The organism is Streptomyces sp. LaBMicrA B280 (assembly GCF_049222185.1).
In the GTDB taxonomy this organism is placed as follows: domain Bacteria; phylum Actinomycetota; class Actinomycetes; order Streptomycetales; family Streptomycetaceae; genus Streptomyces; species Streptomyces murinus.
In genome coordinates this window covers 474,392-498,742 of record NZ_JBMJCT010000011.1, presented here as the reverse complement: position 1 = coordinate 498,742, position 24,351 = coordinate 474,392, and the positions used below count along the sequence as shown (strand labels likewise).

29 protein-coding genes and 1 pseudogene are annotated in these 24,351 nt (G+C 72.6%); 13 read left to right on the top strand and 17 right to left on the bottom strand.

The features are described from left to right. Positions 1-15: 15 nt before the first annotated feature. Positions 16-177: a hypothetical protein gene (locus ACLF5H_RS12630; RefSeq protein WP_164932561.1), complete on the bottom strand. Its 162-nt coding sequence runs from the start codon at positions 175-177 to the stop codon at positions 16-18. Between the two features lie 152 nt (positions 178-329). Further along, a complete protein-coding gene (locus ACLF5H_RS12625; protein ID WP_421676142.1) occupies positions 330-1,196 on the bottom strand; it encodes a hypothetical protein in 867 nt (288 codons plus the stop codon). 114 nt (positions 1,197-1,310) lie between these two features. Here ACLF5H_RS12625 and ACLF5H_RS12620 point away from each other — a divergent pair, with 114 nt between their 5' ends. Then, complete coding sequence (locus ACLF5H_RS12620; protein WP_421676141.1) at positions 1,311-1,469, top strand: hypothetical protein; 159 nt, start codon at positions 1,311-1,313, stop codon at positions 1,467-1,469. Here the strand turns inward: ACLF5H_RS12620 and ACLF5H_RS12615 are convergent. The 14 genes from ACLF5H_RS12615 to ACLF5H_RS12550 all read right to left on the bottom strand — a co-directional run bounded on the left by ACLF5H_RS12615 (position 1,466) and on the right by ACLF5H_RS12550 (position 15,642). Then, positions 1,466-1,882 carry an NUDIX hydrolase gene (locus ACLF5H_RS12615; protein WP_421676140.1) on the bottom strand — a complete coding sequence of 139 codons (417 nt, stop codon included), beginning with the start codon at positions 1,880-1,882 and terminating at the stop codon, positions 1,466-1,468. The two genes, ACLF5H_RS12620 and ACLF5H_RS12615, sit on opposite strands and share 4 nt — an antisense overlap. Continuing rightward, positions 1,879-2,916, bottom strand: coding sequence for a CHAD domain-containing protein (locus ACLF5H_RS12610; RefSeq protein ID WP_421676139.1), 1,038 nt, complete (start codon positions 2,914-2,916; stop codon positions 1,879-1,881). Before ACLF5H_RS12610 ends, ACLF5H_RS12615 begins: the two co-directional genes overlap by 4 nt. Then, a complete protein-coding gene (locus tag ACLF5H_RS12605; protein WP_421676138.1) occupies positions 2,897-5,251 on the bottom strand; it encodes an RNA degradosome polyphosphate kinase in 2,355 nt (784 codons plus the stop codon). The genes ACLF5H_RS12610 and ACLF5H_RS12605 overlap by 20 nt, the downstream gene beginning before the upstream one ends. A 326-nt stretch (positions 5,252-5,577) precedes the next feature. After that, positions 5,578-6,567, bottom strand: coding sequence for an ABC transporter permease (locus ACLF5H_RS12600; protein WP_421676137.1), 990 nt, complete (start codon positions 6,565-6,567; stop codon positions 5,578-5,580). Continuing rightward, complete coding sequence (locus ACLF5H_RS12595; RefSeq protein ID WP_421676136.1) at positions 6,564-7,436, bottom strand: ABC transporter ATP-binding protein; 873 nt, start codon at positions 7,434-7,436, stop codon at positions 6,564-6,566. Before ACLF5H_RS12595 ends, ACLF5H_RS12600 begins: the two co-directional genes overlap by 4 nt. Then, entirely contained in the window at positions 7,433-7,819 is a 387-nt protein-coding gene (locus ACLF5H_RS12590) for a GntR family transcriptional regulator (RefSeq protein WP_421676135.1), read from the bottom strand. Before ACLF5H_RS12590 ends, ACLF5H_RS12595 begins: the two co-directional genes overlap by 4 nt. A gap of 117 nt (positions 7,820-7,936) precedes the next feature. Then, positions 7,937-8,863 (bottom strand): mycothiol synthase, encoded by a 927-nt coding sequence (gene mshD / locus ACLF5H_RS12585; RefSeq protein ID WP_421676134.1) that lies wholly within the window; start codon positions 8,861-8,863, stop codon positions 7,937-7,939. 93 nt (positions 8,864-8,956) lie between these two features. Beyond that, entirely contained in the window at positions 8,957-9,787 is an 831-nt protein-coding gene (locus ACLF5H_RS12580; RefSeq protein ID WP_421676133.1) for a serine hydrolase domain-containing protein, read from the bottom strand. 39 nt (positions 9,788-9,826) lie between these two features. Beyond that, a complete protein-coding gene (locus ACLF5H_RS12575) occupies positions 9,827-11,308 on the bottom strand; it encodes a sensor histidine kinase (protein ID WP_421676132.1) in 1,482 nt (493 codons plus the stop codon). After that, the gene (locus ACLF5H_RS12570) at positions 11,305-12,039 is read right to left on the bottom strand and encodes a response regulator transcription factor (RefSeq protein WP_421676131.1); all 735 of its coding nucleotides are present in this window, start codon (positions 12,037-12,039) and stop codon (positions 11,305-11,307) included. Before ACLF5H_RS12570 ends, ACLF5H_RS12575 begins: the two co-directional genes overlap by 4 nt. 152 nt (positions 12,040-12,191) lie before the next feature. After that, a complete protein-coding gene (locus tag ACLF5H_RS12565) occupies positions 12,192-12,440 on the bottom strand; it encodes a hypothetical protein (RefSeq protein ID WP_421676130.1) in 249 nt (82 codons plus the stop codon). 71 nt (positions 12,441-12,511) lie between these two features. After that, complete coding sequence (locus tag ACLF5H_RS12560; RefSeq protein ID WP_421676129.1) at positions 12,512-13,600, bottom strand: S1C family serine protease; 1,089 nt, start codon at positions 13,598-13,600, stop codon at positions 12,512-12,514. 140 nt (positions 13,601-13,740) lie between these two features. Next, a complete protein-coding gene (locus ACLF5H_RS12555; RefSeq protein ID WP_421676128.1) occupies positions 13,741-14,766 on the bottom strand; it encodes a LacI family DNA-binding transcriptional regulator in 1,026 nt (341 codons plus the stop codon). An 87-nt stretch (positions 14,767-14,853) separates the two neighbouring features. After that, complete coding sequence (locus tag ACLF5H_RS12550; protein WP_421676127.1) at positions 14,854-15,642, bottom strand: response regulator transcription factor; 789 nt, start codon at positions 15,640-15,642, stop codon at positions 14,854-14,856. A 179-nt stretch (positions 15,643-15,821) separates the two neighbouring features. Between ACLF5H_RS12550 and ACLF5H_RS12545 the strand changes: the two genes are divergently transcribed. The 5 genes and pseudogenes from ACLF5H_RS12545 (at position 15,822) to ACLF5H_RS12525 (ending at position 18,720) form a co-directional block, all read left to right on the top strand. Continuing rightward, positions 15,822-16,646 (top strand): alpha/beta hydrolase family protein, encoded by an 825-nt coding sequence (locus ACLF5H_RS12545; protein WP_421676126.1) that lies wholly within the window; start codon positions 15,822-15,824, stop codon positions 16,644-16,646. A 51-nt stretch (positions 16,647-16,697) separates the two neighbouring features. Beyond that, positions 16,698-16,952 carry a MoaD/ThiS family protein gene (locus tag ACLF5H_RS12540; protein ID WP_037653452.1) on the top strand — a complete coding sequence of 85 codons (255 nt, stop codon included), beginning with the start codon at positions 16,698-16,700 and terminating at the stop codon, positions 16,950-16,952. Between the two features lie 4 nt (positions 16,953-16,956). Then, a complete protein-coding gene (locus tag ACLF5H_RS12535) occupies positions 16,957-18,036 on the top strand; it encodes a hypothetical protein (RefSeq protein ID WP_421676125.1) in 1,080 nt (359 codons plus the stop codon). A 33-nt stretch (positions 18,037-18,069) separates the two neighbouring features. Further along, a pseudogene (locus ACLF5H_RS12530) lies at positions 18,070-18,333 on the top strand (hypothetical protein); the annotation flags it as partial. 24 nt (positions 18,334-18,357) lie between these two features. Next, complete coding sequence (locus ACLF5H_RS12525; RefSeq protein ID WP_093682201.1) at positions 18,358-18,720, top strand: DsrE family protein; 363 nt, start codon at positions 18,358-18,360, stop codon at positions 18,718-18,720. On the opposite strand, the gene ACLF5H_RS12520 is transcribed toward ACLF5H_RS12525, so the two are convergent. Beyond that, on the bottom strand, positions 18,717-18,980 hold the full coding sequence (locus ACLF5H_RS12520) for a DUF3099 domain-containing protein (protein ID WP_046422628.1): 264 nt from the start codon (positions 18,978-18,980) through the stop codon (positions 18,717-18,719). The genes ACLF5H_RS12525 and ACLF5H_RS12520 overlap by 4 nt on opposite strands. Positions 18,981-19,409: 429 nt before the next feature. Here ACLF5H_RS12520 and ACLF5H_RS12515 point away from each other — a divergent pair, with 429 nt between their 5' ends. From ACLF5H_RS12515 to ACLF5H_RS12485, 7 genes are all read left to right on the top strand, one after another. Further along, positions 19,410-20,156 (top strand): DUF2993 domain-containing protein, encoded by a 747-nt coding sequence (locus ACLF5H_RS12515; RefSeq protein WP_421676124.1) that lies wholly within the window; start codon positions 19,410-19,412, stop codon positions 20,154-20,156. Between the two features lie 206 nt (positions 20,157-20,362). Next, positions 20,363-20,443, top strand: a complete 81-nt coding sequence (locus tag ACLF5H_RS12510) for an Ms5788A family Cys-rich leader peptide (protein ID WP_350751515.1) — start codon at positions 20,363-20,365, stop codon at positions 20,441-20,443. 125 nt (positions 20,444-20,568) lie between these two features. Further along, complete coding sequence (locus ACLF5H_RS12505) at positions 20,569-21,414, top strand: sulfurtransferase (protein ID WP_421676123.1); 846 nt, start codon at positions 20,569-20,571, stop codon at positions 21,412-21,414. A 30-nt stretch (positions 21,415-21,444) separates the two neighbouring features. Beyond that, on the top strand, positions 21,445-21,732 hold the full coding sequence (locus ACLF5H_RS12500; RefSeq protein ID WP_006348354.1) for a DUF1416 domain-containing protein: 288 nt from the start codon (positions 21,445-21,447) through the stop codon (positions 21,730-21,732). A gap of 186 nt (positions 21,733-21,918) precedes the next feature. Next, the gene (locus ACLF5H_RS12495; RefSeq protein WP_421676122.1) at positions 21,919-22,692 is read left to right on the top strand and encodes a hypothetical protein; all 774 of its coding nucleotides are present in this window, start codon (positions 21,919-21,921) and stop codon (positions 22,690-22,692) included. Next, positions 22,689-23,432, top strand: coding sequence for a hypothetical protein (locus ACLF5H_RS12490; protein WP_421676121.1), 744 nt, complete (start codon positions 22,689-22,691; stop codon positions 23,430-23,432). Before ACLF5H_RS12495 ends, ACLF5H_RS12490 begins: the two co-directional genes overlap by 4 nt. Continuing rightward, complete coding sequence (locus tag ACLF5H_RS12485) at positions 23,429-24,298, top strand: hypothetical protein (protein WP_421676120.1); 870 nt, start codon at positions 23,429-23,431, stop codon at positions 24,296-24,298. Before ACLF5H_RS12490 ends, ACLF5H_RS12485 begins: the two co-directional genes overlap by 4 nt. Positions 24,299-24,351 lie beyond the last annotated feature (53 nt).

Sequence of the window (24,351 nt, the reverse complement as noted above, 5' to 3'; positions counted from 1 at the left end):
GCCCGCCGCGGCGCCTCAGCTGTCTCGTTCCTGCCGTTCCACCCGGAGTACCTCGTCGATGCTCTCCAGGCTGAGCCGGTCCTCGGCGGCGGAGGCCGCGATGATCAGTTCGCCGCAGAGCTCGATCTCGGCGAGGGCCACATGGTCCTGAACCGCCGTACCGCCGACCGCCGCCACCCGCCTCACCTCTTCCCTGACGTCACCGGACTCCTAGGGTAGGAGGCGGTTTACCTACCGCGCATGGCACGGACGGGCTACTTACGGGGTGGCGTCAAGGGACTAGTACGGAGGCTCGGCGGGTGGCCGGATTCAGGCCCTCTCAGGCGCTGTCAGGCCCCATCCGTCCCCGTGTCCTCCGCGATCCGGCCGGCGTAGATGTCCCTCTGGTGCGGCAGCGCGACGACGGCGGGGGCGCCGAAGTCGTACAGCAGGGTCGTCGAGGTGACCGCGACGGGTGTCTTCTGCTTGCCGTTGACGAAGCTGAAGCGCTGGCGCAGCTTGCGCAGCCGGCCCTGGTCGTCCAGATAGGCGTCGAAGGGCACCTGCGCCGTGGCGAACCCTTTCGCCGCGGCTGCCAGGGATTTCCGTACGTCCGCGGGTGCGTACCGGGCCGCGTGGGCGAGGTCGGCGGTGCCCCGGTAGTGCCGTACCGGGACACCGGCGAGCTCGGTACGGCCGACGTAGCTCGCCCGCCGGGTGCCGCGCAGCACCTCGGCGGCGGTGTACGGGTCGGTGACGCCGCCGGTGACCAGATTGCCGTCCGAGAGCGTGGCCGTCTCCACCCGCACCCATTTGTCGGCGGGCACCCCGGCTCCCCGGTTCTTCATGAACAGGGCGCCGGGCGTGAGGAGTTCGGTGAGCGGGCGGTGCTCGGCGGTGCCCGCCGGGTCCTCGGGGAGCACGACGGTCAGTCGGCCGAGCCGGTGGACGTAGTCGTAGACCCCCTTGCCGCGGATGGTGACCCGGGTGCCGCCCGTGGCCATCTCCATGGCGGTGCCGGCCTTGGAGCTGCCCGCGCCGGTCAGCGCCGCGGCGGCGCCGGTCAGCAGGGTGATCGGATCGCCCGCGCCGCTGCTGACGTCCTCGGCGGGGAGCCCGAGGTCCGAGCAGCCGCCCACACCGGTGCCCAGCGCGAGCGTGAGGCCCAGCGCGCCGGCCGTCCTGACCGTGCGCCGTCTGTACTGCCGCCGTTCCATCGCCCTGCCTTCCCCCAGCCGGTACGTCCGTTACGGCCCCCCTGTCGTCCGGTTAACGACGAGTAGGGGACTGCCGTCACGCTCTGCCCTTGGCTTCTCGGTACGGTGGACGGCGTGGCGGAGCAGGACACGCGGGACCCGGACCATCTGACGACGACGACCGAACAGGGCCGCTTCTGCGTGGCCCGCTGCACCTGCGGCTGGCGCGGCCCGGCCCGCAGGGCGCGCAGCCAGGCGAGAACGGACGCGACCCGGCACGAGAGCGGCTGCTAGCGCGGAACCCTCGCGATCGCCTCCAGCGCCGGTGGGATCAGGTCCCGGTCGTGGGGGTACGTCAGGCGGTCCCGGGCCTCGGGCGGCGGGAGCCAGAGGAGGGTGGTGACCTCGTCGTTGGGGGTGAAGGAGCCGCCCGTCGACTCGGCCGCCCAGTACGTGACCTCCTTGGGGCGGCCCGCGTGGTCGAGGTAGCGGGCGGTCGGCAGGGGGGTGCCGAGCCGGCAGGTGTGGCCCGTCTCCTCCTCGACCTCGCGCAGCGCGGCCGCCTCGGCGCTCTCGCCCCGCTTCAGCTTCCCCTTGGGCCAGGACCAGTCGGACCACTTGGGGCGCCAGACCAGGGCCAGTTCGACACCGGCGGGCGAGCGGCGCCACAGGACGCAGCCCGCGGCCCGTACGGGGGTCCCGGTCATACCGTCTCCACCGCCTCCCGCTGCCACGCGCGCTGGAAGGCGAACCGGGCCGCCTCCACCTCATGGCGCTGGTCCGCGTGCAGGACGCCGAGGGCGTAGGCCGTGGCGGGGGCGATCCGGGGGGTGCGGGCCGCCTGGGCAGCGGCGGCGGCCGCCTCGGAGGCGTCGCGGTGCCGGTTCAGGGCCTGGCCCGCCGTCAGCAGCCGTACGTCCACGGGGGTCCCGGGGTCCAGCACCTCGCGCGCGTAGCGGTGCAGGCGCAGCAGCAGCCGTACCTGGTGCCAGGGGCCGTCCTGGGGGTGCGGGGACGGGTCCGGGGACAGGCCGTGGACCAGGGCCTCCGCGTTGTACGGGTGGCCCGCGGTGAGCAGCGGCAGCGCGGTGACGGCGTCGGTGAGCCGCTCCCGGGCGGCGCCGGCCAGCGGGCGCAGGTCGGTGGTGGGGGCGGCGGGGGTGAGGGGCACCTCGCTGGCGAGCACGGCGACCTTGTCGGCGACGGCGTGGAAGCGGCTGGAGCCGAGCGCCTGGAGGGCGGTGGAGTGGGCACGGGTCCGGGCGAGGGTGAGCTGGCGGTCGAGCAGGGCGCCCGCCTTCGCCGCGCCCACCGTCAGATTGCCGCGCTCCGGCGGGGCGGTCGCGGGGCCGCCGGACACCGTCACCTGCTCGGGGAAGGCCGCCGCCCCCGACAGCCGGTGCAGCGCCTGGAGCAGCCGCTCCAGCCGGGCCTCGTACGCGTGCTCCAGGGCCAAGGTGCCCGAGAGCCAGGCCAGTTCGGGCCGCATCGACTCCGACCAGGCGGGGTCGAGCAGCGGGCGGTAGGTGTGCAGGCTGCCGCTGATGCGCCGGGCCGAGCGGCGCAGGGCGCGGGCCGCGTCGACGGATTCCTCGCCGGAGCCCGTGGCGCCCCCGGTCTCCCGGTGCAGGCGCAGGGCGCGCAGGAACTCCGTGGCGTGGGTGCGCAGATAGCCCGCGAGGGCGTCCCCCGTCACCACCTCGGCCGTGGGGTCCGTCGGGTCAAGGTGTTGCTGTGCCACGCCGGCGCCTCCGGGCGTCTATGAGCATCTCCTGGATGTTGCGCAGGGGTTGGCCGTCCGCGTCCAGCGCGTGCCGGGTCCACTCGCCGTCCGGGCCGAGGTGCCAGGACGCGGTGGTGTCGGACATGCCGGTGTCCAGCAGCCGGTTGATGGCCGCGCGGTGGCCGGGGTCGACGACCCGCACCAGGGCCTCGATCCGCCGGTCGAGGTTGCGGTGCATCATGTCGGCGCTGCCGATCCACACCTCGGGCTCGCCGCCGTTGCCGAAGGCGAACACCCGGGAGTGCTCCAGGAAGCGGCCGAGGATCGAGCGGACCCGGATGTTCTCCGAGAGCCCGGGGACGCCGGGCCGGATCGCGCAGATGCCGCGGACCCAGACGTCCACCGGCACGCCCGCCTGGGCGGCCCGGTAGAGAGCGTCGATGACGGCCTCGTCGACCATCGAGTTGACCTTGATGCGGATGAACGCCGGGCGGCCCGCGCGATGGTGCTGGATCTCCTTGGTGATCCGCGATATCAGGCCGTCCCGCAGGGACTTGGGGGCGACCAGCAGCCGGCGGTAGGTCTCCCGGCGGGAGTAGCCGGACAGCCGGTTGAACAGGTCGGAGAGGTCCGCGCCGACCTGCGGGTCGGCGGTGAGCAGGCCGAGGTCCTCGTACAGCCGGGCGGTCTTCGGGTGGTAGTTGCCGGTGCCGACGTGGCTGTAGCGGCGCAGGGTCTCGCCCTCCTGGCGGACCACCAGCGACAGCTTGCAGTGGGTCTTCAGGCCGACCAGCCCGTAGACGACGTGGCAGCCGGCCTCCTCCAGCTTCTTCGCCCACTTGATGTTGGCGTGCTCGTCGAAGCGGGCCTTGATCTCCACCAGCACCAGGACCTGCTTGCCGGACTCGGCGGCGTCTATGAGCGCGTCCACGATCGGGGAGTCGCCGGAGGTGCGGTACAGGGTCTGCTTGATCGCGAGGACGTCCGGGTCCTCGGCGGCCTGCTGGAGGAAGGCCTGCACGGAGGTGGAGAAGCTGTCGTACGGGTGGTGCAGCAGCACGTCCCGCTGGCGCAGCGCCGCGAAGATGTCGGGCGCGGAGGCCGACTCGACCTCGGCGAGGTCGCGGTGGGTGCCCGCGATGAACTTGCGGTACTTCAGCTCGGGCCGGTCCAGGCCGTGGATGCGGAACAGACCGGTGAGGTCGAGCGGGCCGGGCAGCGGGTAGACCTCGGCCTCGGAGATCTTCAGCTCGCGCACCAGCAGGTCGAGCACCTCGCGGTCGATGGACTCCTCGACCTCCAGGCGCACCGGCGGCCCGAAGCGGCGCCGCATGAGTTCCTTCTCCAGGGCCTGGAGCAGGTTCTCGGCGTCGTCCTCCTCGACCTCCAGGTCCTCGTTGCGGGTGAGCCGGAAGGCGTGGTGCTCCAGCACCTCCATGCCCGGGAACAGCTCTTCGAGGTGGGCCGCGATGACGTCCTCGACGGGGACGTACCGGCCGGGGCTGGACTCCAGGAAGCGGGAGAGCAGCGGCGGCACCTTCACCCGCGCGAAGTGCTTGTGGCCGCTGACCGGGTTGCGCACGACGACGGCCAGGTTCAGGGACAGGCCGGAGATGTACGGGAAGGGGTGCGCGGGGTCGACGGCGAGCGGGGTGAGGACCGGGAAGATCTGGTGCCGGAACAGCGTGAACAGGCGGGCCTGCTCCTTGTCCGCCAGTTCGCTCCAGCGCACCAGGTGGATGCCCTCCTCCGCGAGCGCGGGGGCGACGTCCTCGTGGTAGCAGGCGGCGTGCCGGGCCATCAGCTCGCGCGAGCGGGCCCAGATCATCTCCAGCACCTCGCGCGGCTGGAGCCCGGAGGCCGACCGGGTGGCCACGCCGGTGGCGATGCGGCGCTTGAGTCCGGCGACCCGGACCATGAAGAACTCGTCCAGGTTGCTGGCGAAGATCGCGAGGAAGTTGGCCCGCTCCAGCAGGGGGGTGTTCGGGTCCTCGGCCAGTTCCAGGACGCGTTCGTTGAAGGCGAGCCAGCTGCGCTCCCGGTCGAGGAAGCGGCCCTGGGGCAGCGGGCTGCCGTCGGCCTGGGACTCCTCGTACGCGTCGAGATCCGCGTCGATGTCGGGTTCCAGGTCGGAGACGGCGGCGGTCACGGTGTGCGGCCGGTGCGCCGCGATGGAGCCCACGGGGGGCTGCGGGTGCTGTGCCTCTGCCTGGGTGTCTTGCTGGCTCATGAACCCATTCTTCCGCGCGACCGGTGCGACAGGCGCGTCGGAACGTGCGGGCGGGAGCGTCACGGTCCCGTTCCCCGCGGGCCCCTCGGGGGGCGGCGAAGGTTCTGGCACGACGGGTTTCATTGGCCGAGCGTCGCAAGTCCGCCTGAACCGATGGTTACGGAGACATGACGTGCGGGATAGCGCGGGGCGGCTCCCGGGGGTCCGGGACGCGAAAGCGACGGATTCCGCGGCGGCCCGGACGCGGTTGTACAAGGTCGTACAGGTACGAAAGCCGGGGTGTTTGTACGGTGCGAAAGCCCGGGTGGGGGGGGGGGGGGGGGGGGGGGGGGGGGGGGAAAGGGGGGGGGGGGGGGGGGGGGGGGGGGGGGGGGGGGGGAGAAAAAAAAAAAAAAAAAAACCCCCCCCCACCCGGGCGGAGAAAGGCCGGACGGCCCTTGCCGGGGGGCTCAGGCCCGCGCGGCGCGCAGCGTCCCGGTCTGCCGGCGCAGGACCAGGAAGCAGCCGGTGACCAGCAGCGCGGCGACGGCCAGGGTCAGCGCGGTGGTGGTGAGCTGGAGGCCCCAGAGGTGGGAGTGGGGCTGGTAGGTGTTGTAGCGGCCGGTGAAGCGGTCGAACGCCGTCGCGCAGGACCGGACGGAGTCGCACGTCGGGGGCGGCACATGGGCGCCGGAGGCGGTCACCATGCCCTGGTCGACGACCATGCCCTTGCCGAGGAAGCCCTGGTCGACGGTGCTCAGCCGGGTCACCGGGGGCCACAGGTGCGGTATCGCCAGCTCGGTCAGCCAGCGCACGACGCCCGCCGTCACCAGGCCGACCGCCAGCGCGGGCAGGGTCCGGCGCAGCAGCAGTCCGGCCAGGGCGCCGGCCGCGAGTCCGAGGAGGGCCATGGCCACGAGGGTGGGCCCGCCCGCGTGGAAGGTGGCCGGGTCGTACCAGTCCTTGGCGGTGTCGATCCGGCCCTGGCTCGCGGTCCAGGCGCGGTGGTGCAGAAAGGCCAGCAGTGCGGTGCTGACGGTGACGCCGAGCGCCGGGACGGCGAGGCGCACGGCCAGCCAGCGGGCCGGGGAGGTGGCCTGGGTCCAGGCGAGCCGGGCGGTGCCGGACTCCAGCTCCCGGCCGGTCAGCGCGGCGCCCGCCCAGGCGGCCAGCACGAAGGGCAGTACGTTCAGGGCGATGGTGGCGTAGTTGTAGTAGTCCTTGTAGCGCAGGATCGCGTTCTGGTCGTAGCTGCACCGCTCGCTCATGGTGCAGCTCCGGTACTGCCGCCAGGCGTCCGCCGCGGCGGTCAGGACCGGGCCGTCGAGGGCGAGCAGCAGGGCGATCAGGGCGATCCAGAGCACGGCCCAGGTGTACAGCGCGGGCCGGTGCAGGCGCAGCAGCCAGCGGGTCTGCCGGGGCCGGTCGACGGGCGCGGCGGTCAGGGTCAGGGCGCTCACGCGGCACGCTCCTCGGTGGGGTTCGGTGCGCCGGCGTCGCGCAGATGGGCGAGGACCAGCTCTTCCAGGGAGGGCGCGGTGGTGCGCCAGTCGTCGGCGAGCGGTCCGGCCGGGCGGATCAGCGCGGTGAGCTGGCGGCCGGTGACGCGGGACTCGACCACGGTGTGCGGGGCGAGGTCGGCGCCCGCGGCGCCGCTGACCCGCAGATGGGAGCCGAGCAGCTCGTCGATCTCGCCGGCCAGCCGGACCCGGCCGCCCGCGACCAGCAGCAGATGGTCACAGGAGTCCTCCAGCTCCGCGATGACGTGCGAGGACAGCACGATCGTGGTGCCGTGCATCGCGGCCTGGCCCATCAGCGTGCCCATCAGCTCGTGCCGGGCCAGCGGGTCCAGGTCGGCCATCGGCTCGTCCAGGAGCAGCAGCTCGGGCCGCTTGCCGAGGGCGAGGGCGAGCGCGACGCGGGTGCGCTGGCCGCCGGAGAGGGTGCGGATCCGGGCGGACGCGTCCAGCTCCTTGACGATGTGCCCGGCCAGCTCCGCGTCCCAGCGCCCCGGGTTGAGGTCGGCGCCCATGCGCAGCGTCTCCGCGATGGTGAGCTGCGGGTACAGCGGCTTGTCCTGGGCGACGTAGCCGACCCGGGGGCGAGCTTGCGCGGGGGTGGTGCCGAGGACGGTGAGGGTGCCCTCGGTGGGGCCCGTCAGTCCGGCGGTGAGGGTCAGGAGGGTGGACTTGCCCGCCCCGTTGGGGCCCACGACGGCGCACACGCGCCCCGTCGGCAGCTCGAAGGCGCAGTCCCGCAGGGCCCAGCGGCCCCGGCGGCCGAATCGTTTGCCCAGAGCGTCGGCCCGCAGGGCCGTGTCGCTGCTCATGACGGATCTCCCTGGAAGTGCTTGTCGAGTACGGCGGTGAAGAGCGCGGCCACGTCGTCCCGCTCCAGGCCGGCCGCTTCGGCGCGGCGGGCCCAGTCCTCCAGCTCGGTGCGGAGCGGGGAGTCGGCGGGGGCGGCGCCCAGCGCCCGGCGCACGAAGGTGCCGAGTCCGCGCCGTGCCTCGACCAGGCCCTCCCGCTCCAGTTCGCGGTAGGCCTTGAGGACGGTGTTGGGGTTGATGGCGGTGGCCTCGACGACTTCGCGGGCCGTCGGCAGCCGGTCGCCGGGGCGCAGCAGCCCCAGGCGCAGGGCCTGCTTGGTCTGCTGGACGATCTGGACGTATGTGGCGACACCGCTGTGCCGGTCGATGCGATATTCGACCACGCGAGGGCACCACCCTTTCACTAATTGAGTAGTGAAAGGGTGGTGCAAAGAAGGGGCGGCCGTCAAGGCGACCGCCCCTTAAGGGCCTTGATGGTCCTTATGTCACGTCTCTGGAGGTCACGTCTCCGTCCGGTACATCAGGTCCGTCTCGTACGTACGGAAGCCCAGCCGCTCGTACACCGAGACCGCGGCCTTGTTGTCGGCGTCGACGTAGAGCATCGCGGTCGGCAGGCCCTGGGCGGCGAGGTGGCGCAGGCCGATGGTGGTGAGCGCCTTGCCGAGGCCGCCGCCCTGCTCGCCGGGGCGGACACCGAGCACATAGACCTCGCCGAGGCCCTCCTCGGCGTGCACCTTGGTCCAGTGGAAGCCGATCAGCTCCCCGCGCCGCTCGGCGAGGAAGAACCCGGCCGGGTCGAACCACGGCTGGGCCTTGCGGTCGTCCAGGTCGCGCTGGGTCAGCGAGCCCTGCTCGGGGTGGTGGGCGAACGCGCCCGCGTTGACCGCGAGCCACGCGGTGTCGTCCTTGCCGGGCTCGAAGGCGCGCACGCGCACCCCCTCGGGCAGCTGCGGGTCCGCCAGTTCGAGACCGGTCAACTCCCGCCGCATCTGGCGCAGTTCGCGGAACAGGGTGAGGCCGAGCGCCTGGGCGAGATGGCGGGCGGCCGGGTGTCCGCCGTGCGCCCACACCCGCAGCCGCTTGCCGGAGGCGGCGAGCAGGGCCGCGCCGAGCGCCCGCCCGTGTCCGTGCCCGCGGAACTCGGGGCCGATGACGAGTTCGGCGGCCGGCGCCTCCACCGGGTCGGTGTCCTCCAGCTGGGCGTAGCCGACGAGTTGGCCGTCGACGGTCAGCAGCAGATGCGAGACGCCCTCCCGGGCTCCTCCGCGCAGCTGCAGACGGCCCTGCTCGGACACCGGCTGCTGCCCGTCGGCCCGCGCGGCCTCGCCGAGCAGGGTGAGCACGGCCTCGGCCTGGTCCGGGGTGAGCGCGGAATGGGTGTCGATGGAGCGGGCGGTGAAGGCCCGTACGGTGTCGTCGCTGCTCATGCGTACGAGGGTACGGGGCGGCCCCGGACACCGCCGAGAACACCGGCCGGATTCGACCGGCGCGGGTGCACCGGGACGTCGTCGCGGTGTCCGTCACGCGGTCCGGACGAAGGCCCGCAGGGTGTCCAGGGCCAGCTTGTCCGTCGCGGCGCTCGCACCGGACAGGCGGTGCACGAGGATCCAGCCCCGCGGTACGACACCGGCGAAGACGGACGCGCCGCGTGTCGCGCCGTTGTGCCACAGCAGCTGCCCCGTCTTCTGCCACGCCGGGGCGGGCGCGCCGAGCCTGCGCTCCACGAGCAGACCGGTGACGAGGCGGGCGGTGGCCCGGGGGGTCGCCCACAGCCCGCCGGCGGGCAGGATCGCGCCGGTCATGGTCCAGGGGCGCCGCGGCCGCCCGAACAGCCCCCGGCGGCACAGCCGTACGTCGGCGGGCGGGTCGGCGCTGACGTCGGTGACGCCGAGGGGGTCGAGGACATGGTGGCGCAGGAGTTCCCCGTACGGGGTGCGGGTGGCCGCGACCAGGGCGGCGCCGAGCAGGGCGTAGCCGAGGTTGGAGTACTCCTCGGTGCCGCCCGCGGGCGCCGTGGCCAGCGTGTCGAGGCGTCGTACGACCGAGTCCAGGGCCCGGTCGTCGAAGCCGGCGTACGGGTCGCGCCCGCGGATCCCCTCGGGCAGCCGGGGCAGGCCCGAGGTGTGCTCGGCGAGATGGCGCAGGGTGATCCCCGTGCCCCGGGGCGCCGGGAGGAACCGTTCCAGCGGATCGTCGAGCGTCAGGACTCCGCCGTCGGCCAGGGCGGTCAGCACGGTCGCCGTGAGCGTCTTGGTCAGGGAGCCGATCTGCACGAACCGATCGGGATCGTGGCCGTGCAGGATCCGGGGCGCCTGGAAGCCGCTGAGTATGCAGGTGGGTACTCGGGACATGGTGACCCTTCGGCGTGCCGGACCGGATACGGCTGCCGCTTACCCTGCCACCTCGGCCGCCGCCGGTTCCGGCGGGGGGACCGGGGCGCCGGGCAGGCGTACGGTCGCCACCGAGCCGCCACCGGAGGCCGGGGTCAACGTGACCTCGCCGCCGGACTGTTGGATCGTACGGGCGACGATGGACAGGCCGAGGCCGGAGCCGGGGAGGGCGCGGGCGCCGGGGGAGCGCCAGAAGCGGTCGAAGACATGCGGGAGTTCGTCCTCGGGGACGCCGGGGCCGTGGTCGCGGACGGTGAGGACACCGTCGGCCAGCCGGACCTCCACGGTGCCGCCCTCGGGGCTGAACTTCACCGCGTTGTCCAGGATGTTGACCACCGCGCGCTCCAGCGCGGACGGCTCCCCGACCACGAACCAGGGCTCCAGGTCCGCCGTGATCGTCAGCTCCGGACCGCGCAGCCGGGCCCGGCGCAGCGCCGCCTCCACGGTGTCCTGGAACGGCACCACCTGCACCCGCTCGCCGCGCTGCCCCTCCGAACGCGACAGCTCCTGCAAGTCGCCGATCAACGAGGCCAGTTCCGTCATCTGCGCCTTCACCGAGTTCAGCAGCGCCTTGCGGTCCTCGGGCGGCAGCGGGCGGCCGGTCTCCTCGCTGCGGGTGAGCAGTTCGATGTTGGTGCGCAGCGAGGTCAGCGGGGTGCGCAGCTCGTGCCCGGCGTCCGCGATCAGCCGCTGCTGGAGCTCCCGGGAGCCGGCCAGCGAGGCCGTCATGGAGTTGAAGGACCGGGACAGCCGGGCCACCTCGTCCTCGCTGTCGTCCGCCACCGGGATCCGGATGGTCAGGTCCTCGGTGCGCGAGACGTGCTCCACGGCCTCCGTGAGCTTGTCCACCGGCCGCAGCCCGGCCCGCGCCACCGCGAGGCCCGCGGCGCCCGCGCCGAGGACGCCGACACCGGAGACCAGCAGCAGGATGAGCGCCAGGTCGTTGAGGGTCTTCTGGGTGTTCTTCAGCGGTACCGCGATCATCATGGCCGCGCCCGGATACAGCTGGGGACCCACGTTGGTGTCGATCACGAGCGGCATGGTGAGCACCCGGACGTCGTTGCCCTGGGTGTCCGTGCCGTTGCGCAGGATGCCGCTGCTGCGGATGCCGCCGTCCCGGATCACGGCCCGGTCGGCACCCGTGGTCTTCACCGTGCCCGGGGAGTCCGAGGGGACACAGGGCGTGCCGTCCGGCTTGACCAGCTGCGAGTAGACGGTCTCGTGGGTGCGCAGGCCCCCGTAGGGCGAGGGGTCGACCGGCTTCGGCGGGCAGGAGGCGAGCAGCTTGTACACCGCCTCCGCCGCCGGGCGCGGCGCCGATCTCTCCAGGTCTTTGTCGATCTGCTCGTACAGCTTCCGCTCCACGATGAACCAGCAGGTCACCGAGACCGCCGCCACCGCGAACGCCACCGCCGCCGCGACCAGCACGGCCAGCCTGGCCCGGATCGGGAGGGAGCGGTAGCGCCGTACGACCTTGTTCACTCGGCGCCGCCCTGTCGCAGGACATAGCCGACGCCCCGCACGGTGTGCACCAGCCGGGGCTCCCCGCCCGCCTCGGTCTTGCGGCGCAGGTACATCACGTACACGTCCAGGGAGTTGGAGGACGGCTCGAAGTCGAAGCCCCAGACCGCCTTGAGGATCTGCTCCCGGGTGAGGACCTGGCGCGGGTGCGCCATGAACATCTCCAGGAGCGTGAACTCGGTGCGGGTCAGCTCGACCTGCCGGCCGCCCCGGGTGACCTCCCGGGTCGCGAGGTCCATGCGCAGATCGCCGAAGGTGAGGGCCTCGTCCGCCTGGGCCGCCGGGGAGACGGCGGCCGCGTAGGAGCTGCGCCGCAGCAGGGCGCGGATCCGGGCGAACAGTTCGTCCAGCTCGAACGGCTTGACGAGGTAGTCGTCGGCGCCCGCGTCCAGGCCGGTCACCCGGTCGCCGACCGTGTCGCGGGCGGTGAGCATGAGGATCGGGAGGGTGTCCCCGCCGCCACGGATACGGCGGGCCGCCGTCAGACCGTCCATCCGGGGCATCTGGATGTCCAGGACGATCAGGTCCGGCTGGTACGCCGCGGCCTTCTCCAGCGCGTCCGCGCCGTCGACGGCGACCTCCGTGCCGTACCCCTCGAAGGCGAGGGAGCGCTGGAGCGCCTCGCGTACGGCCGGTTCGTCGTCGACGATCAGGATGCGCTGGGTGTCACGGTCGCCTTCGGCGGGGCTCATGCTCGCGATTCCTTGTGGAGACGGGTCGTGGGGCGGGGGTTGTCCGTGTTCGGGTCGTTCGGGTCGTTCAGGTCGCTCGGGTCGTTCGGGCGTCTCGGTGACGTGCCTCCAGCCTGCCATGGTGCCGGGCCGGGAGGCACGGACGCCGAGGGTCAGGCCGTCAGGGCCGCGAGATTGCGCATCGCGGTCAGCCGGTGCAGCGGCACCTTGTGGCCCCGGCGGTGATGCCGGTCCGCGGCGCTGCGGCGCAGCCCCATCAGCTGGGGGACGTGCGCCGGGACGATCTCCGCGGCGCGGGGTTCGGGGGCGGCCGGCGTGTGCAGTCGGCGCGCCACCGCGAGGGCGACGGTGAGGTCGGCCGGGCCGCGGCCCGCTTCCCGGTGGAAAGTCAGCTGGATCATGATGTTCCTCCAGACACCCCGAGTGACGCTGAAAGGCCCTGATGGAGCCCTGCTGAGGCCCCGGTGGGGCCCTAGTTCCGCCCGCCCGAGCGCAGCTTGGCCAGGTCGGACTTGACCGTGTTGACGGGGATCGCGAAGCCGAGGCCGATGCTGCCCGCGTCCGAGGACGAGGACGCCTGCTGGCTCGACGAGTACATCGCGGAGTTGATGCCGATGATGTTGCCGGCCGCGTCGATCAGCGCGCCGCCGGAGTTGCCGGGATTGAGCGAGGCGTCCGTCTGGATCGCCTTGTACGTCGTGGTGGACGAGCCGGTGTCGCCGTTGAAGTTGCGGCCGCCGAACTGGAACGGCCAGCTTCCGTCGCCGCCCTGGCCCTGCGCCTGGCTCTCGTCCGTGGGCACGGTGACGTCCCGGTCGAGCGCCGAGACGATGCCGCTGGTGACGGTGCCGGTCAGGCCCTCGGGCGAGCCGATCGCCACGACCGAGTCGCCGACCTGCACCCCGCTGGAGTTGCCGAGGGCCGCCGCCCGCAGCCCCGAGGCGCCCTGCAGCTTGATCAGCGCGAGGTCCTTGGAGCTGTCGGTGCCCACCACGTCGGCGGTGTAGCTGTGCCCGTCGCTGGTGCGCACCTTGACCGACTGGGCGCCCGCGATGACGTGGTTGTTGGTGACGATCTCGCCGTTCGACGAGATGACCACGCCGGAGCCGGTGGAGGAGCCGTTGTCGAGGGTGGCGTTGATCTCCACCACGCTCGGACTGACCGCGGCCGCGATCGCGGCGACATCGCCCTTCTTGCCGGCCGGCACCACGGCGGTGCTGGTCCCGGTGGCGGTCACGTCGTTCTTGCCGGCCAGCTCCTGGAAGCCGTACGCGGTGGCGCCGCCGACCGCCGCCGCGACGATCGCGACCGCCGCGAGGAGGGCGACCGAACCCCGGGCGCGCCTGCGCCGGGGCTCCGGCTCCGGCCCGGCGGGGGCGCGCCTGCGCCGGGGCTCCGGCTCCGGCCCGGCGGGCGGCAGCGGCGAGGCGGCCGTCGGCTCGTACGCCGGCGGGGGCGGCCACTCCGGGTTCACGGGAGCGGAGTAGCCGTGACTCTGACTGTAAGGACCCTGCGGGGCGTCGTAGTCGTACTCGCCGCTGCGGCGGAAGCTCTCGGTCATGGAAGAAGCGTCCCCGGCGACCATGAGAGCTTCCTGAGTGCTCGCTGAGAAGCCCGGCAGAACCTTGTTTGCCCGATATAAAGACGCCGCTCGGCGCTCGGCGACGGCTCTCACCTGCCGTTGAGGAGCCGACGACGTTGTCAGTGCGCGCAGCCGCAGGAGGGGCGCACCACCAGGCGGGAGGGGAACGTCTTCAGCCGCTCGCGCCGGGACCCGGCCACCCGCAGCCCGTCGTCCAGCACCAGGTCGACCGCGGCCCGCGCCATCGCCGAGCGGTCGGAGGCGACCGTGGTCAGCGGCGGATCGGCGAACGCGGCCTCCTTGATGTCGTCGAAGCCCGCCACGGCCAGCTCCCCTGGCACGTCCAGGCGCAGCTCGCGGGCGGCCCGCAGCACGCCGATCGCCTGGTCGTCGGTGGAGCAGAACATCGCCGGGGGCCGACGGGGCCCGGACAGGATCTCCAGGGCCGCGCGATAGGCGTCGTACCGGTTGTACGGCGCCTCGAACAGCCGGCCCTCGGTGCTCAGGCCCGCCTCGGCCATGGCCCGCTTCCAGCCCTCGACATGGTCGGAGACCGGGTCGCCGACGGCCGGGGTGTCCGCGGTGCCGCCCATGCAGGCGACATAGGGATGGCCGTGCTCCAGCAGATGGCGCACGGCGAGCTGGGCGCCGCCGAGGTCGTCCGTCACCACGGCGACGTCGTCGATGGCCTCGGGCCGCTCGTGCAGCAGCACCACGCGGGCGTCCCAGGCGTCGATCTCGGCGGCGGCCTGGTCGTTGAGCGCGTGGCTGACCAGGATCAGACCGGAGACCCGCATCCCGAGGAAGGCCCGCAGATAGTGGACCTCGCGCTCGGCGATGTAGTCGGTGTTGCCGACGAGCACCATCTTGCCGCGCTCGGAGGCCGCCTGTTCCACGGCGTGCGCCATCTCCCCGAAGAAGGGCTGGCGGGCGTCCGGGATGATCAGCCCTATGAGGTCGGTGCGCCGGGACGCCATCGCCTGGGCGACCCGGTCCGGGCGGTACCCCAGCTCCTTGATCGCGGCGAGGACACGCTCGCGCGTGGCCGGGGCGACCGGCCGGGGTCCGTTGTTGATGACATAGCTCACGACGGCGGTGGACGTCCCCGCCAGCCGCGCCACATCATCCCGAGTCACCTTGGCCACGCGCGGAGTCTACGCGGATTGACCCAGTTCGGGCAGGGTGTTCGGCGCTCTCCCTGTGCGCGGGAAATCGTCGGAAGGTGTGGAGGATCAGACGTCCGCGTGGACCTCGTCCTCGATCGGGGCGCCGGACGCGTCCGTCTCGTCCGCCTTGGCCGCCTTGGCCCGGTTCGCCTCGGCCCGGCTCTCCTCCTTGCCCCGGTCGCCCTTCTCCGGGGTGACGAATCGATAACCGACGTTCCGTACGGTGCCGATCAGCGACTCGTGCTCCGGGCCGAGCTTGGCCCGCAGCCGCCGTACGTGCACATCGACGGTCCGGGTGCCGCCGAAGTAGTCGTAGCCCCAGACCTCCTGGAGCAGCTGGGCGCGGGTGAAGACCCGGCCCGGGTGCTGGGCGAGGTACTTCAGCAGCTCGAACTCCTTGAAGGTCAGGTCGAGGACCCGGCCCTTGAGCTTGGCGGAGTACGTCGCCTCGTCCACCGAGAGATCGCCGTTGCGGATCTCCATCGGTGAGTCGTCGTGCGTGAGCTGCTGGCGCCCCATGGCGAGCCGCAGCCGCGCCTCCACCTCGGCGGGACCCGCGGTGTCGAGGAGCACGTCGTCCACGCCCCAGTCCGCGGTGACGGCGGCGAGACCGCCCTCGGTGACCACGAGCAGCAGGGGACAGCCGGGACCGGTGGAGCGCAGCAGCTGGCACAGGCTGCGCACCTGCGGCAGGTCGCGGCGGCCGTCGATCAGGATGACGTCGGCGCCGGGCGTGTCGACCAGGGCGGGGCCCTCGGCGGGCGCGACCCGCACATGGTGCAGGAGCAGGCCGAGGGCCGGCAGGACCTCCGTCGACGGCTGGAGGGCGTTGGTCAGGAGCAGCAGAGAACTCATACGTCTGGTTCCTCCTCGGTCCCTGCGAGAACTGTGCGGACGGGCACTGCTCTGCGTTCCCGAAGGCCCGTACACCGGGGGACGCCGGGGGAGTCCCGCTCCGTATACAACGCTTCCGAAAGCACAAAAGGACCCGGTGGCAACGCTGCCCGAGTCCTCTGCCCAGCAGAATAGCCCACATGAGCAATCGCCCGGCAGGACATGTGGCACGTTCCACCGTACGTCCGGATGCCGAGACAGGCAGACCAGGCTCTGTCCGGACATACCTGCGCACGACGGACGGCGTCCCGGTCGAGGTCGTATACGACCCGGGGGCGGCCGTATACGACCCGGACGCCCCGGTGCTGGTGATCGCGCACGGTTTCACGGGGGACGTGGATCGCCCGCATGTGCGAAGGGTGGCGGCCGGGCTGGCGCGTTACGGCGCCGTCGTGACCTTCTCCTTCCGGGGCCACGGGCGCTCGGGCGGGCGCTCCACGGTCGGCGACAAGGAGGTCCTCGACCTCGCCGCCGCCCTCGCGTGGGCGCGCGGCTTCGGGCATGCGCGGGTGGCGACCGTCGGCTTCTCCATGGGCGCCTCGGTGGTGCTGCGGCACGCGGCCCTGCGCCCGGGCACGGTGGACGCGGTGGTCGCGGTCAGCTCGCCCGCCCGCTGGTACTACCGGGGCACCGCCCCCATGCGCCGGCTGCACTGGCTGGTCACCCGCCCCGAGGGCCGCCTGGTCGGCCGCTACGGCCTGCGCACCCGCATCCACCACCGCGACTGGGACCCCATACCGCTCTCTCCCGTCGAGGCGGTCCCCCTGATCGCCCCCACGCCGCTGCTGATCGTGCACGGCGACCGCGACGGCTACTTCCCGCTCGACCATCCGCGGATGCTCGCCGACGCCTCCGGCGGCCACGCCGAACTGTGGCTGGAGCCGGGCATGGGCCATGCCGAGCACGCCGCGGCCGACGGCCTGGTGGACCGCATCGGGGACTGGGCCGCCCGCCGGTCCGGCTAGCCTGGCTCCCGTTACTTACTGACTTTTACCAGCCGTCGATTGAGGAACCAGATGCCCAAGGTCACGGTGCGCTACTGGGCCGCCGCCAAGGCCGCGGCCGGGGTCGCCGAGGAGCCGTACGACGCGGCCACCCTCGCCGACGCGCTCACCGCCGTGCGCGCCCGGCACCCCGGTGAACTCACCCGCGTGCTCCAGCGCTGCTCCTATCTGATCGACGGCGACCCCGTCGGCACGCGCGCGCATGAGACGGTACGGCTGGCCGAGGGCGGCACGGTCGAGGTGCTCCCGCCGTTCGCAGGAGGGTGAGTCGATGACCGACCAGCCGTATCAGGGCGGCCCCTACGAGGGCTACGACCACGACCCGTACCAGCAGCAGCCCGCGCCGCCGGGGGACTGGCAGGGCGCCCAGGGGGCTTACGACCCGCAGTCCACCCAGACCTGGCAGGGCCGGACCTGGGAGACCCAGACCCACGCACCGGTACAGGCGGCGGAGGCGACGGCGTACCTGCCGCCGGTGACGGGGTATCCGCAGCAGGGCGAGGGGTTCGCGGGGGCGGGGGCTCAGCCGCAGTACCAGTACCAGCAGATGGCACACCCCGGCCCCCAGCCGATGGCGCAGCCGCAGCCGCAGCCGCAGCCGATGGCGGGAGCCGTGTCGGCCGCGCCCTCGGCCGCCGCGCCCTCGGCCGGGGCCCCCGGCACCGAGGAACCGTCCGGTGACGAACCCTCCTACGGCCCCGCGACGCTCGCCGGAAACTCCCGGATCACCGACGCGCAGCGGGCCCGCCTGGAGGGCCGTTCGCCGATCATCGAGCCCGGGATGCAGCCGGCGCTGCTCACCGCGCTGCTCGGCCTGCTGCTGGCCGCGGCGGCGGGCCTCGGCTCGTACGCCCTGGCCGTCCCGCTGGTGCTGCTCCAGGCCGTGACGGCGGCGGGCTGGTTCCGGCTGAACGGCATGTGGCCGGCCCGGCAGGGCATCGCGCTGGCGTTCCTGGGCGGACTCGCGGCCGACGCGGCGGTACTGGCCGCGGGCCGCGACAACGCGCCCGCCGCGATCCTGGGCACCCTCGGCGTCTGGGTCCTGCTCTCCCTCGTCCTCCAGCTCCGCTCGCACGCCTCGGCGGACGAGCGGATGTACGGCCTGATGGCGACGGTCGCCTCCGCGGCCCTGGCGATCCTGGCCACCGGCTACCTGGGCGCCGACCCGCACGCCACCTCGGTGGGCGCGGCCGCGGTGGCGGTCGCCGCGCTGGCCCGCGCGCTGCCGCTGCCGACCCCGGAGATCGGAAGAGCGTCGTGTAGGGGGCGGCCGTCTGACGCACTTCACCTGTGTGGACGGCGCGGGCTCGCTGCTCGTGCCGTGCGGGCGCTGCCGTCAGCTGCTCTATGAGTTCGGCGGACCTGACCTGCTCCTGGACACCCCCGCGCGCTGCCGCTGCCGACCCCGGCGTCGGTCGTGGTCGCGCTGCTCGCCGCGGCGGGCGCGGGCATCGCGGTGGGCGGCATGACCGGCCTCGGTGCCCAGGGTGCCCTGCTCGGTGCCCTGGCCGGTGCCTGCGCCCTGGTCGGCCACCGGGTCGCCGGCTACGACTACCCCTCCCGCTTCGTCCACTTCACCGCGGGCGTCGCCCTGCCGCTGTCGGCGGCGGCGCCGGTGGTGTGGGCGCTGGGACGGGTGCTGGGCTGATCACCGGCGGGCTACCCTTCCCGCATGGCGAAGAAGCTCGTGATCAAGGTGACGGCCGGGGCGGACGCCCCGGAGCGCTGCTCGCAGGCGTTCACGGTGGCGGCGGTGGCCGTGGCCAGCGGGGTCGATGTGTCGCTGTGGCTGACCGGGGAGTCGTCCTGGTTCGCGCTGCCGGGCCGGGCCGCCGAGTTCGAGCTGCCGCACGCGGCTCCGCTGCCCGATCTGATCGACTCGATCCTCGCGGCCGGCCGCGTCACGCTGTGCACCCAGTGCGCGGCCCGGCGGGAGATCACGGAGAAGGACGTCATCGAGGGCGTACGCATCGCGGGCGCGCAGGTCTTCGTCCAGGAGGCGCTGGCCGACGACACGCAGGCGCTCGTCTACTAGGAGCGCGGGCGCTTCTTGCCGTCCAGCTCGTCCCACCACTCGTCGGACTGGGGATCGCCGGAGGGGTCGTCCCACCAGCGGTCCTCCGGGCCCCGCCGGTTCGCGATCATCGCGGCGACCGGCGGGATCACCATGGCGACGACACACATGCCGACGGCCGCCGGGACGGACCAGATCCGCACGACCCCCCACGCCAGGACGAAAAGGCCGATACAGATCCCCATCATGGCGAAGTACACGTGACGTCGCCGTGCGTACATGCTTCCAGGGTAGGTCCGGGTGCCGGGTTCGGCGCCATAGTGGGGGTGTCCGGCGCCTGAGTCGGGGCGGGTTCGGTGGGAAGGCGTCCGGTGCGAAGGCCGCGTGCGATCGCGCGAGGGCCGTGCGGCAGCGGCCGTGGGGAGACGGCGGACGGAGTCCGGCGCGGCGGTCCCGAAGCCTGCGAAGCAGTGCGAGGGCCGCGTCAGGGAGGGGGCGCGTGACGTCGCCGTGTGTACATGCCCCCAGGGGGGGAGGTCCGGGTGCCCGGTTCGGCGCCATGGTTGGGGGCGTCCGGCGCCGTTTTGGCCTGCCCTCGGCGTCTCGCGCTGCCTGTCCTGTCACAGCTGATCGACATTTACCCTCCGCGAAGCCGCGCGGCGTTACCGTGGCGTAGCCGTGATCTACACCGACCCGGGGGGAAACACCACATGCGCGCCCTGCGAATACTGCTGATCATCGTCGTGATCCTGGGCGGGCTGTTCGTGATCGTGGACCGGGTGGCGGTGCACTTCGCCCAGGGGGAGGCCGCGGACAAGCTGAAGTCGTCGGAGAACCTGTCGGCGACACCGAGCGTGGACATCAAGGGCTTCCCGTTCCTCACCCAGGTCGCCGGTGGCTCGCTGGACGATGTCGAGGTCGGGATCAAGAGCTATGACGCGGCCACCGGGGAGGCGGGGAAGACGATCCGCATCGACGACCTGGAAGCCGACATGAAGGGCGTCTCCTTCTCCGGCGACTACAGCTCGGCCACCGCCTCCAGCGCCACCGGCACCGCGACCATCGCGTACGACGAGCTGATGAAGACCGCCAAGTCGCAGCCCACCGACATCGGCCTCGGCGTGCGGGCCAAGGTCGTCGGCCTCTCCGACGGCGGCAACGGCAAGATCAAGGTCGCGGTCAAGGTGAGCGGCACCGTCGCCGGCACCATCCCCATCGACCGCACGGTCTCCGTCCTGAGCACCGTCAGCGTCGTGAACAACAAGGTCGAGGTGCACGCCGACTCCCTCCCCTCGGTCGCGGGACTCGGACTCGCGGAGGACCGGGTCCGTACGATCACCGACTTCCAGCAGGTCATCGACCAGTTGCCGGGCGGCATCAAGCTGGACAAGGTGGAGGCCGCCCAGAGCGGCGTGCGGATCAGCGTGAAGGGTTCGGACGTCAGGCTGGCGGGGTAGAAGCCGCGAAACGGCCCGGACGGGCGCCGTTCGTCCGACAGGCGAGACGGTGACGTCCGTACCGTAGATGTGAATGGCGCACCCGAGCGCCCGGAGGGTCTTCCGCAGGCCGCCGGGCGCTCTTTCATCCCGCCATTCGGACGATCGTGTCTCGCCATGCGACACACCGGTGACACACGCGCCTCCGCGTACCTACGATCGAGGCCATGAAGCGTCAGGCGGATCTCACGAAGCGGCGGGCAGTCGACCTGTGCCGCGTTGCCGCCATGCTCTGTCGCCCCTTCTGAGCGGAAGTTCCGCTTCCGCGCCTTTCACCCTTGCCCTGCTGGGCACCCGTGCGCCGCTCGCACCCCGGGCGCGCGCCCCTTCGCACTCGCACGCCCCGCCGTAACTGCCCCGGAGGAGAAAGAGCATGAGTCGCAGCGACGTCCTGGTCGACGCCGACTGGCTGCAGGAGCACCTGGACGACCCGACCATCGCGATCGTCGAGGTGGACGAGGACACGTCCGCCTACGAGAAGAACCACATCAGGAACGCGATCCGCATCGACTGGACCAAGGACCTCCAGGACCCGGTGCGCCGTGACTTCATCGACCAGGAGGGCTTCGAGAAGCTCCTGTCGGAGAAGGGCATCGCCAACGACCACACGGTGATCCTCTACGGCGGCAACAACAACTGGTTCGCCTCGTACGCCTACTGGTACTTCAAGCTGTACGGCCACGAGGGCGTCAAGCTCCTCGACGGCGGCCGCAAGAAGTGGGAGCTGGACGCCCGCGAGCTGGTCGCCGGTGACGAGGTGCCGCAGCGCGCGAAGACCTCGTACACGGCCAAGCCGCAGAACACCGCGATCCGCGCCTTCCGCGACGACGTCGTCAAGGCGATCGGCGCCGAGAACCTGGTCGACGTCCGTTCCCCCGACGAGTTCTCCGGCAAGCTGCTCGCCCCGGCCCACCTGCCGCAGGAGCAGTCGCAGCGTCCGGGTCATGTCCCGAGCGCGCGCAACATCCCGTGGTCGAAGAACGCCAACGACGACGGCACGTTCAAGTCGGACGACGAGCTCAAGGAGCTCTACACCGCGGAGAACGTGGACCTCGCCAAGGACACGATCGCCTACTGCCGCATCGGTGAGCGCTCGGCCCTGACCTGGTTCGTGCTGCACGAGCTGCTCGGTGTGGAGAACGTCAAGAACTACGACGGCTCCTGGACCGAGTACGGCTCGCTCGTCGGCGTGCCGATCGAGCTCGGCGCCAACAAGTAAGCGATCCCAAGCGACCTCTGGAGAAACAGCATGTGCGGAGCGAAGGCCGGTGGCCCCGACGCCTCGACGATCAAGCCCGGTGAGACCACGATCCAGGGTCAGGTGACCCGCGACGGCGAGCCGGTGACGGGCTACGTCCGTCTGCTCGACTCGACCGGCGAGTTCACCGCGGAGGTGCCCACCTCGGCGACCGGCCAGTTCCGCTTCTACGCGGCCGAGGGCACGTGGACCCTGCGCGCACTGGTGCCGGGCGGCACCGCCGACCGCACGGTCGTCGCGCAGCAGGGCGGGCTCGCGGAGGTCGCGATCGCCGTCTGACCGGCAAGCGCGCAAGGGCCGTACAAAGGGCCGTACCCCTGGGTTGGACGCCAGGTGGGGTGCGGCCCTTCGGCGTGGGCTTCTCCGAATCGTGATCCTCCCGATCACAACTTCATGTGCATGCCATGAGTCTGCTGTGCATGCGCGGGCCCGACGGATCCGCGTTCCGCACCGCGAGGGGATGTCTTGGAAGCACTGGAGAAGCCGGAACCGGAAGCCGGGCCGAGGGAGGAGGGGGAGGGGGAGAGACCCGCGGCCCCGGTGCGGCGGCGTGGCCGTACCGCCGCGCTGATCGCCTCGGCCGCCGCCCTCGGGATCGTCGCGGGGGGCTGCGTCGGGTACGTCGTACAGGCCGGCCGGGCGCCCACGAAGCTGCCGCCGCTGTCGCAGCCGGTGCTGCGGCAGGGCAATGGGGCGGTCCCGCTGCTGTCCGCGGCCGAGGACCGGCAGGTCAAGACCGACGGTGACCTGCGCGAACTGCTGCTGCCGAAGCCGCGTGGCGCCCACGACGAGAACATCGGCGACGACGGCTGGATGGATCTGGAGGAGTACGCGACCTGGAGCGAGCACCCGGGCTCCGTCTTCCACTACGCCCTGCAGAGCCAGCTGCGGCGGGTCGCCGCCACCGGCTGGCGGATCGGCGCCACGTACAGCGTCGAGATACGGCTCGTGCAGTACCGCCAGGAGCAGACCACGGGCGCCCGCGACCACGTGCGGGACCAGGAGAACTGGGTCGGGAACAGGCCGGGCACCGACAGCCGGCCCGTGCCCGGAGCCGGGGACGGCATGGCGTATGTGGGCCGCAGGCCGCGGTCCGAGCCCGGATATGTGCCGATGTACCAGGCCGAGGCCTATGCCTCGCGCGGCGACCTCGTCATGGAGATGTGGATCACCGACACCGAGCCGGTGTCCGAGAAGAAGATCGTGGACTTGGCGAAGCGGCAGGTGGGCCGGCTGTGAGCAGGGTGAAGGGCAAGTTCGTCGGGGCGGGGCTGCTGGCCGCCGCGGTCGTCGCCGGGGTCGGCTGCACGGCCGTCGCCGTGTCCGGCGCGGACCGGGATCCCGGCAGGCCCGTCTGGAAGTTTCCCCCGGCGGCCGCCGCCAAGGACGCGGGCGGACCGCGGACCACCGGGCTCGGCGCGTCGCTACTGCCGTACGAGGAGGGGCCGACCGCGTACAAGCGGGGGCCGGACATCGCCGGGTACGGCTCCGACGTCGAACTCACCGGACGCCAGGCCACCGCCCTGCGCAAGCAGTCGGTCCAGGGCATGCCGCCGGACACCCGGCGCAGGATGGACGAGCTGATCGACAAGCAGCACATCAGCGGCATGGCCATGCGCAGCTACGCGAACATCGCCGGGGACAGCGACGGGAAGCACTCCTTCACCGTCAGCGTCCAGCTGGTACGGATGGACGGCGGCGGTTCCGCGCACGACCGCGACGTCGAGTTCGCCCGGGCGCTGGCCTCCGCCCTGCACTTCCGCAAGGGCCCCGCGATCAAGGGCCACAAGGCCGCGGCGTGCTTCCTGACGCCCAAGGACGACGACGAGAAGTTCGACCTCATGTTCTGCGACGCCTACCAGGGCGGCGTGCTGGTCAGCGTCACCGCCGAGGGGCCCCGGCCGCTGGAGACCAACGCCCTCGCCCTGTTCATCGGGCGCCAGCTCGACCGCATCAAGGACCCGGGGAAGGCCGTATGAGCGAGCAGCAGGCCATGGCGGAAGCCGGGGGAGTCATCGAGGAGCCGGGCGGGGGTGCCACGGTCGAACAGGAGCCGGTGCCCGCGGACGCCCCGGTCGCTCGCGGCTCCCGTCCGCTGCGCGGAGCGCTTCGCTGGGCGGCCGTCCTCGCGGTCTTCGCGGTGTTCGGGGCGTCGACGGCATACGGCGTCACCCGCCTGGAGCGCACCGACGTGCCCGGGCTCGCCACCGCCTCGGACGGCCGCTGGGACTACCCGGAGCTGGTCCGGCCACCGCTGCCCGAGGGCCGCCCGGCCCCCTTCGCCTCCTCGAACAAGGCCACCGCCCACTACGCCGACCTGCGCGCACTCGTGCTGCCGGCGCCGCGGGGCGCCACCGCCGACAAGGCGCTCGCGGTGTCGCACGGCTGGGTGCGGACCGGGACCTTCCTCAAGGAGTACCCCCTCAAGGACGACCAGGAGCTGCTGTCCGGCGTGTTCAGGGACCGGGGGCTGCGCCACATCGCCGCCCGCGGCTGGACCACGCCGGACGGCACCCGCACCCGGATCTACCTGCTCCAGTTCGACACCGGGCTGGTCGCCGGGGAGGTGCAGCAGGAGGAGTTCGCCGGGTACGACCTGGCCCCGCGCACGCTGCGCGGGGCGCCCCACTCCACGCTGGACGTGCGGTTCCCGGACACCTGGCGGCTGCCGAGCGTCACGCACTACGCGTACGGCGAACCCGAGCCGTACGGCGCCGAGCAGGTCCGGCACGCGTACGTCCTCGCCGGAGACGTGATCGGACTCGTCGTGCAGTCCCGCGGGGGCGGCGCGCACGCCGTGCCGTTCCAGCAGACGGTGGCGCTCCAGGAGGAGCTGCTCGGCTGAGGCCCACCTCGGAAAGAGAGCCGGGGCCCGGCCGCGTAAGCTGGGCTCCGGCT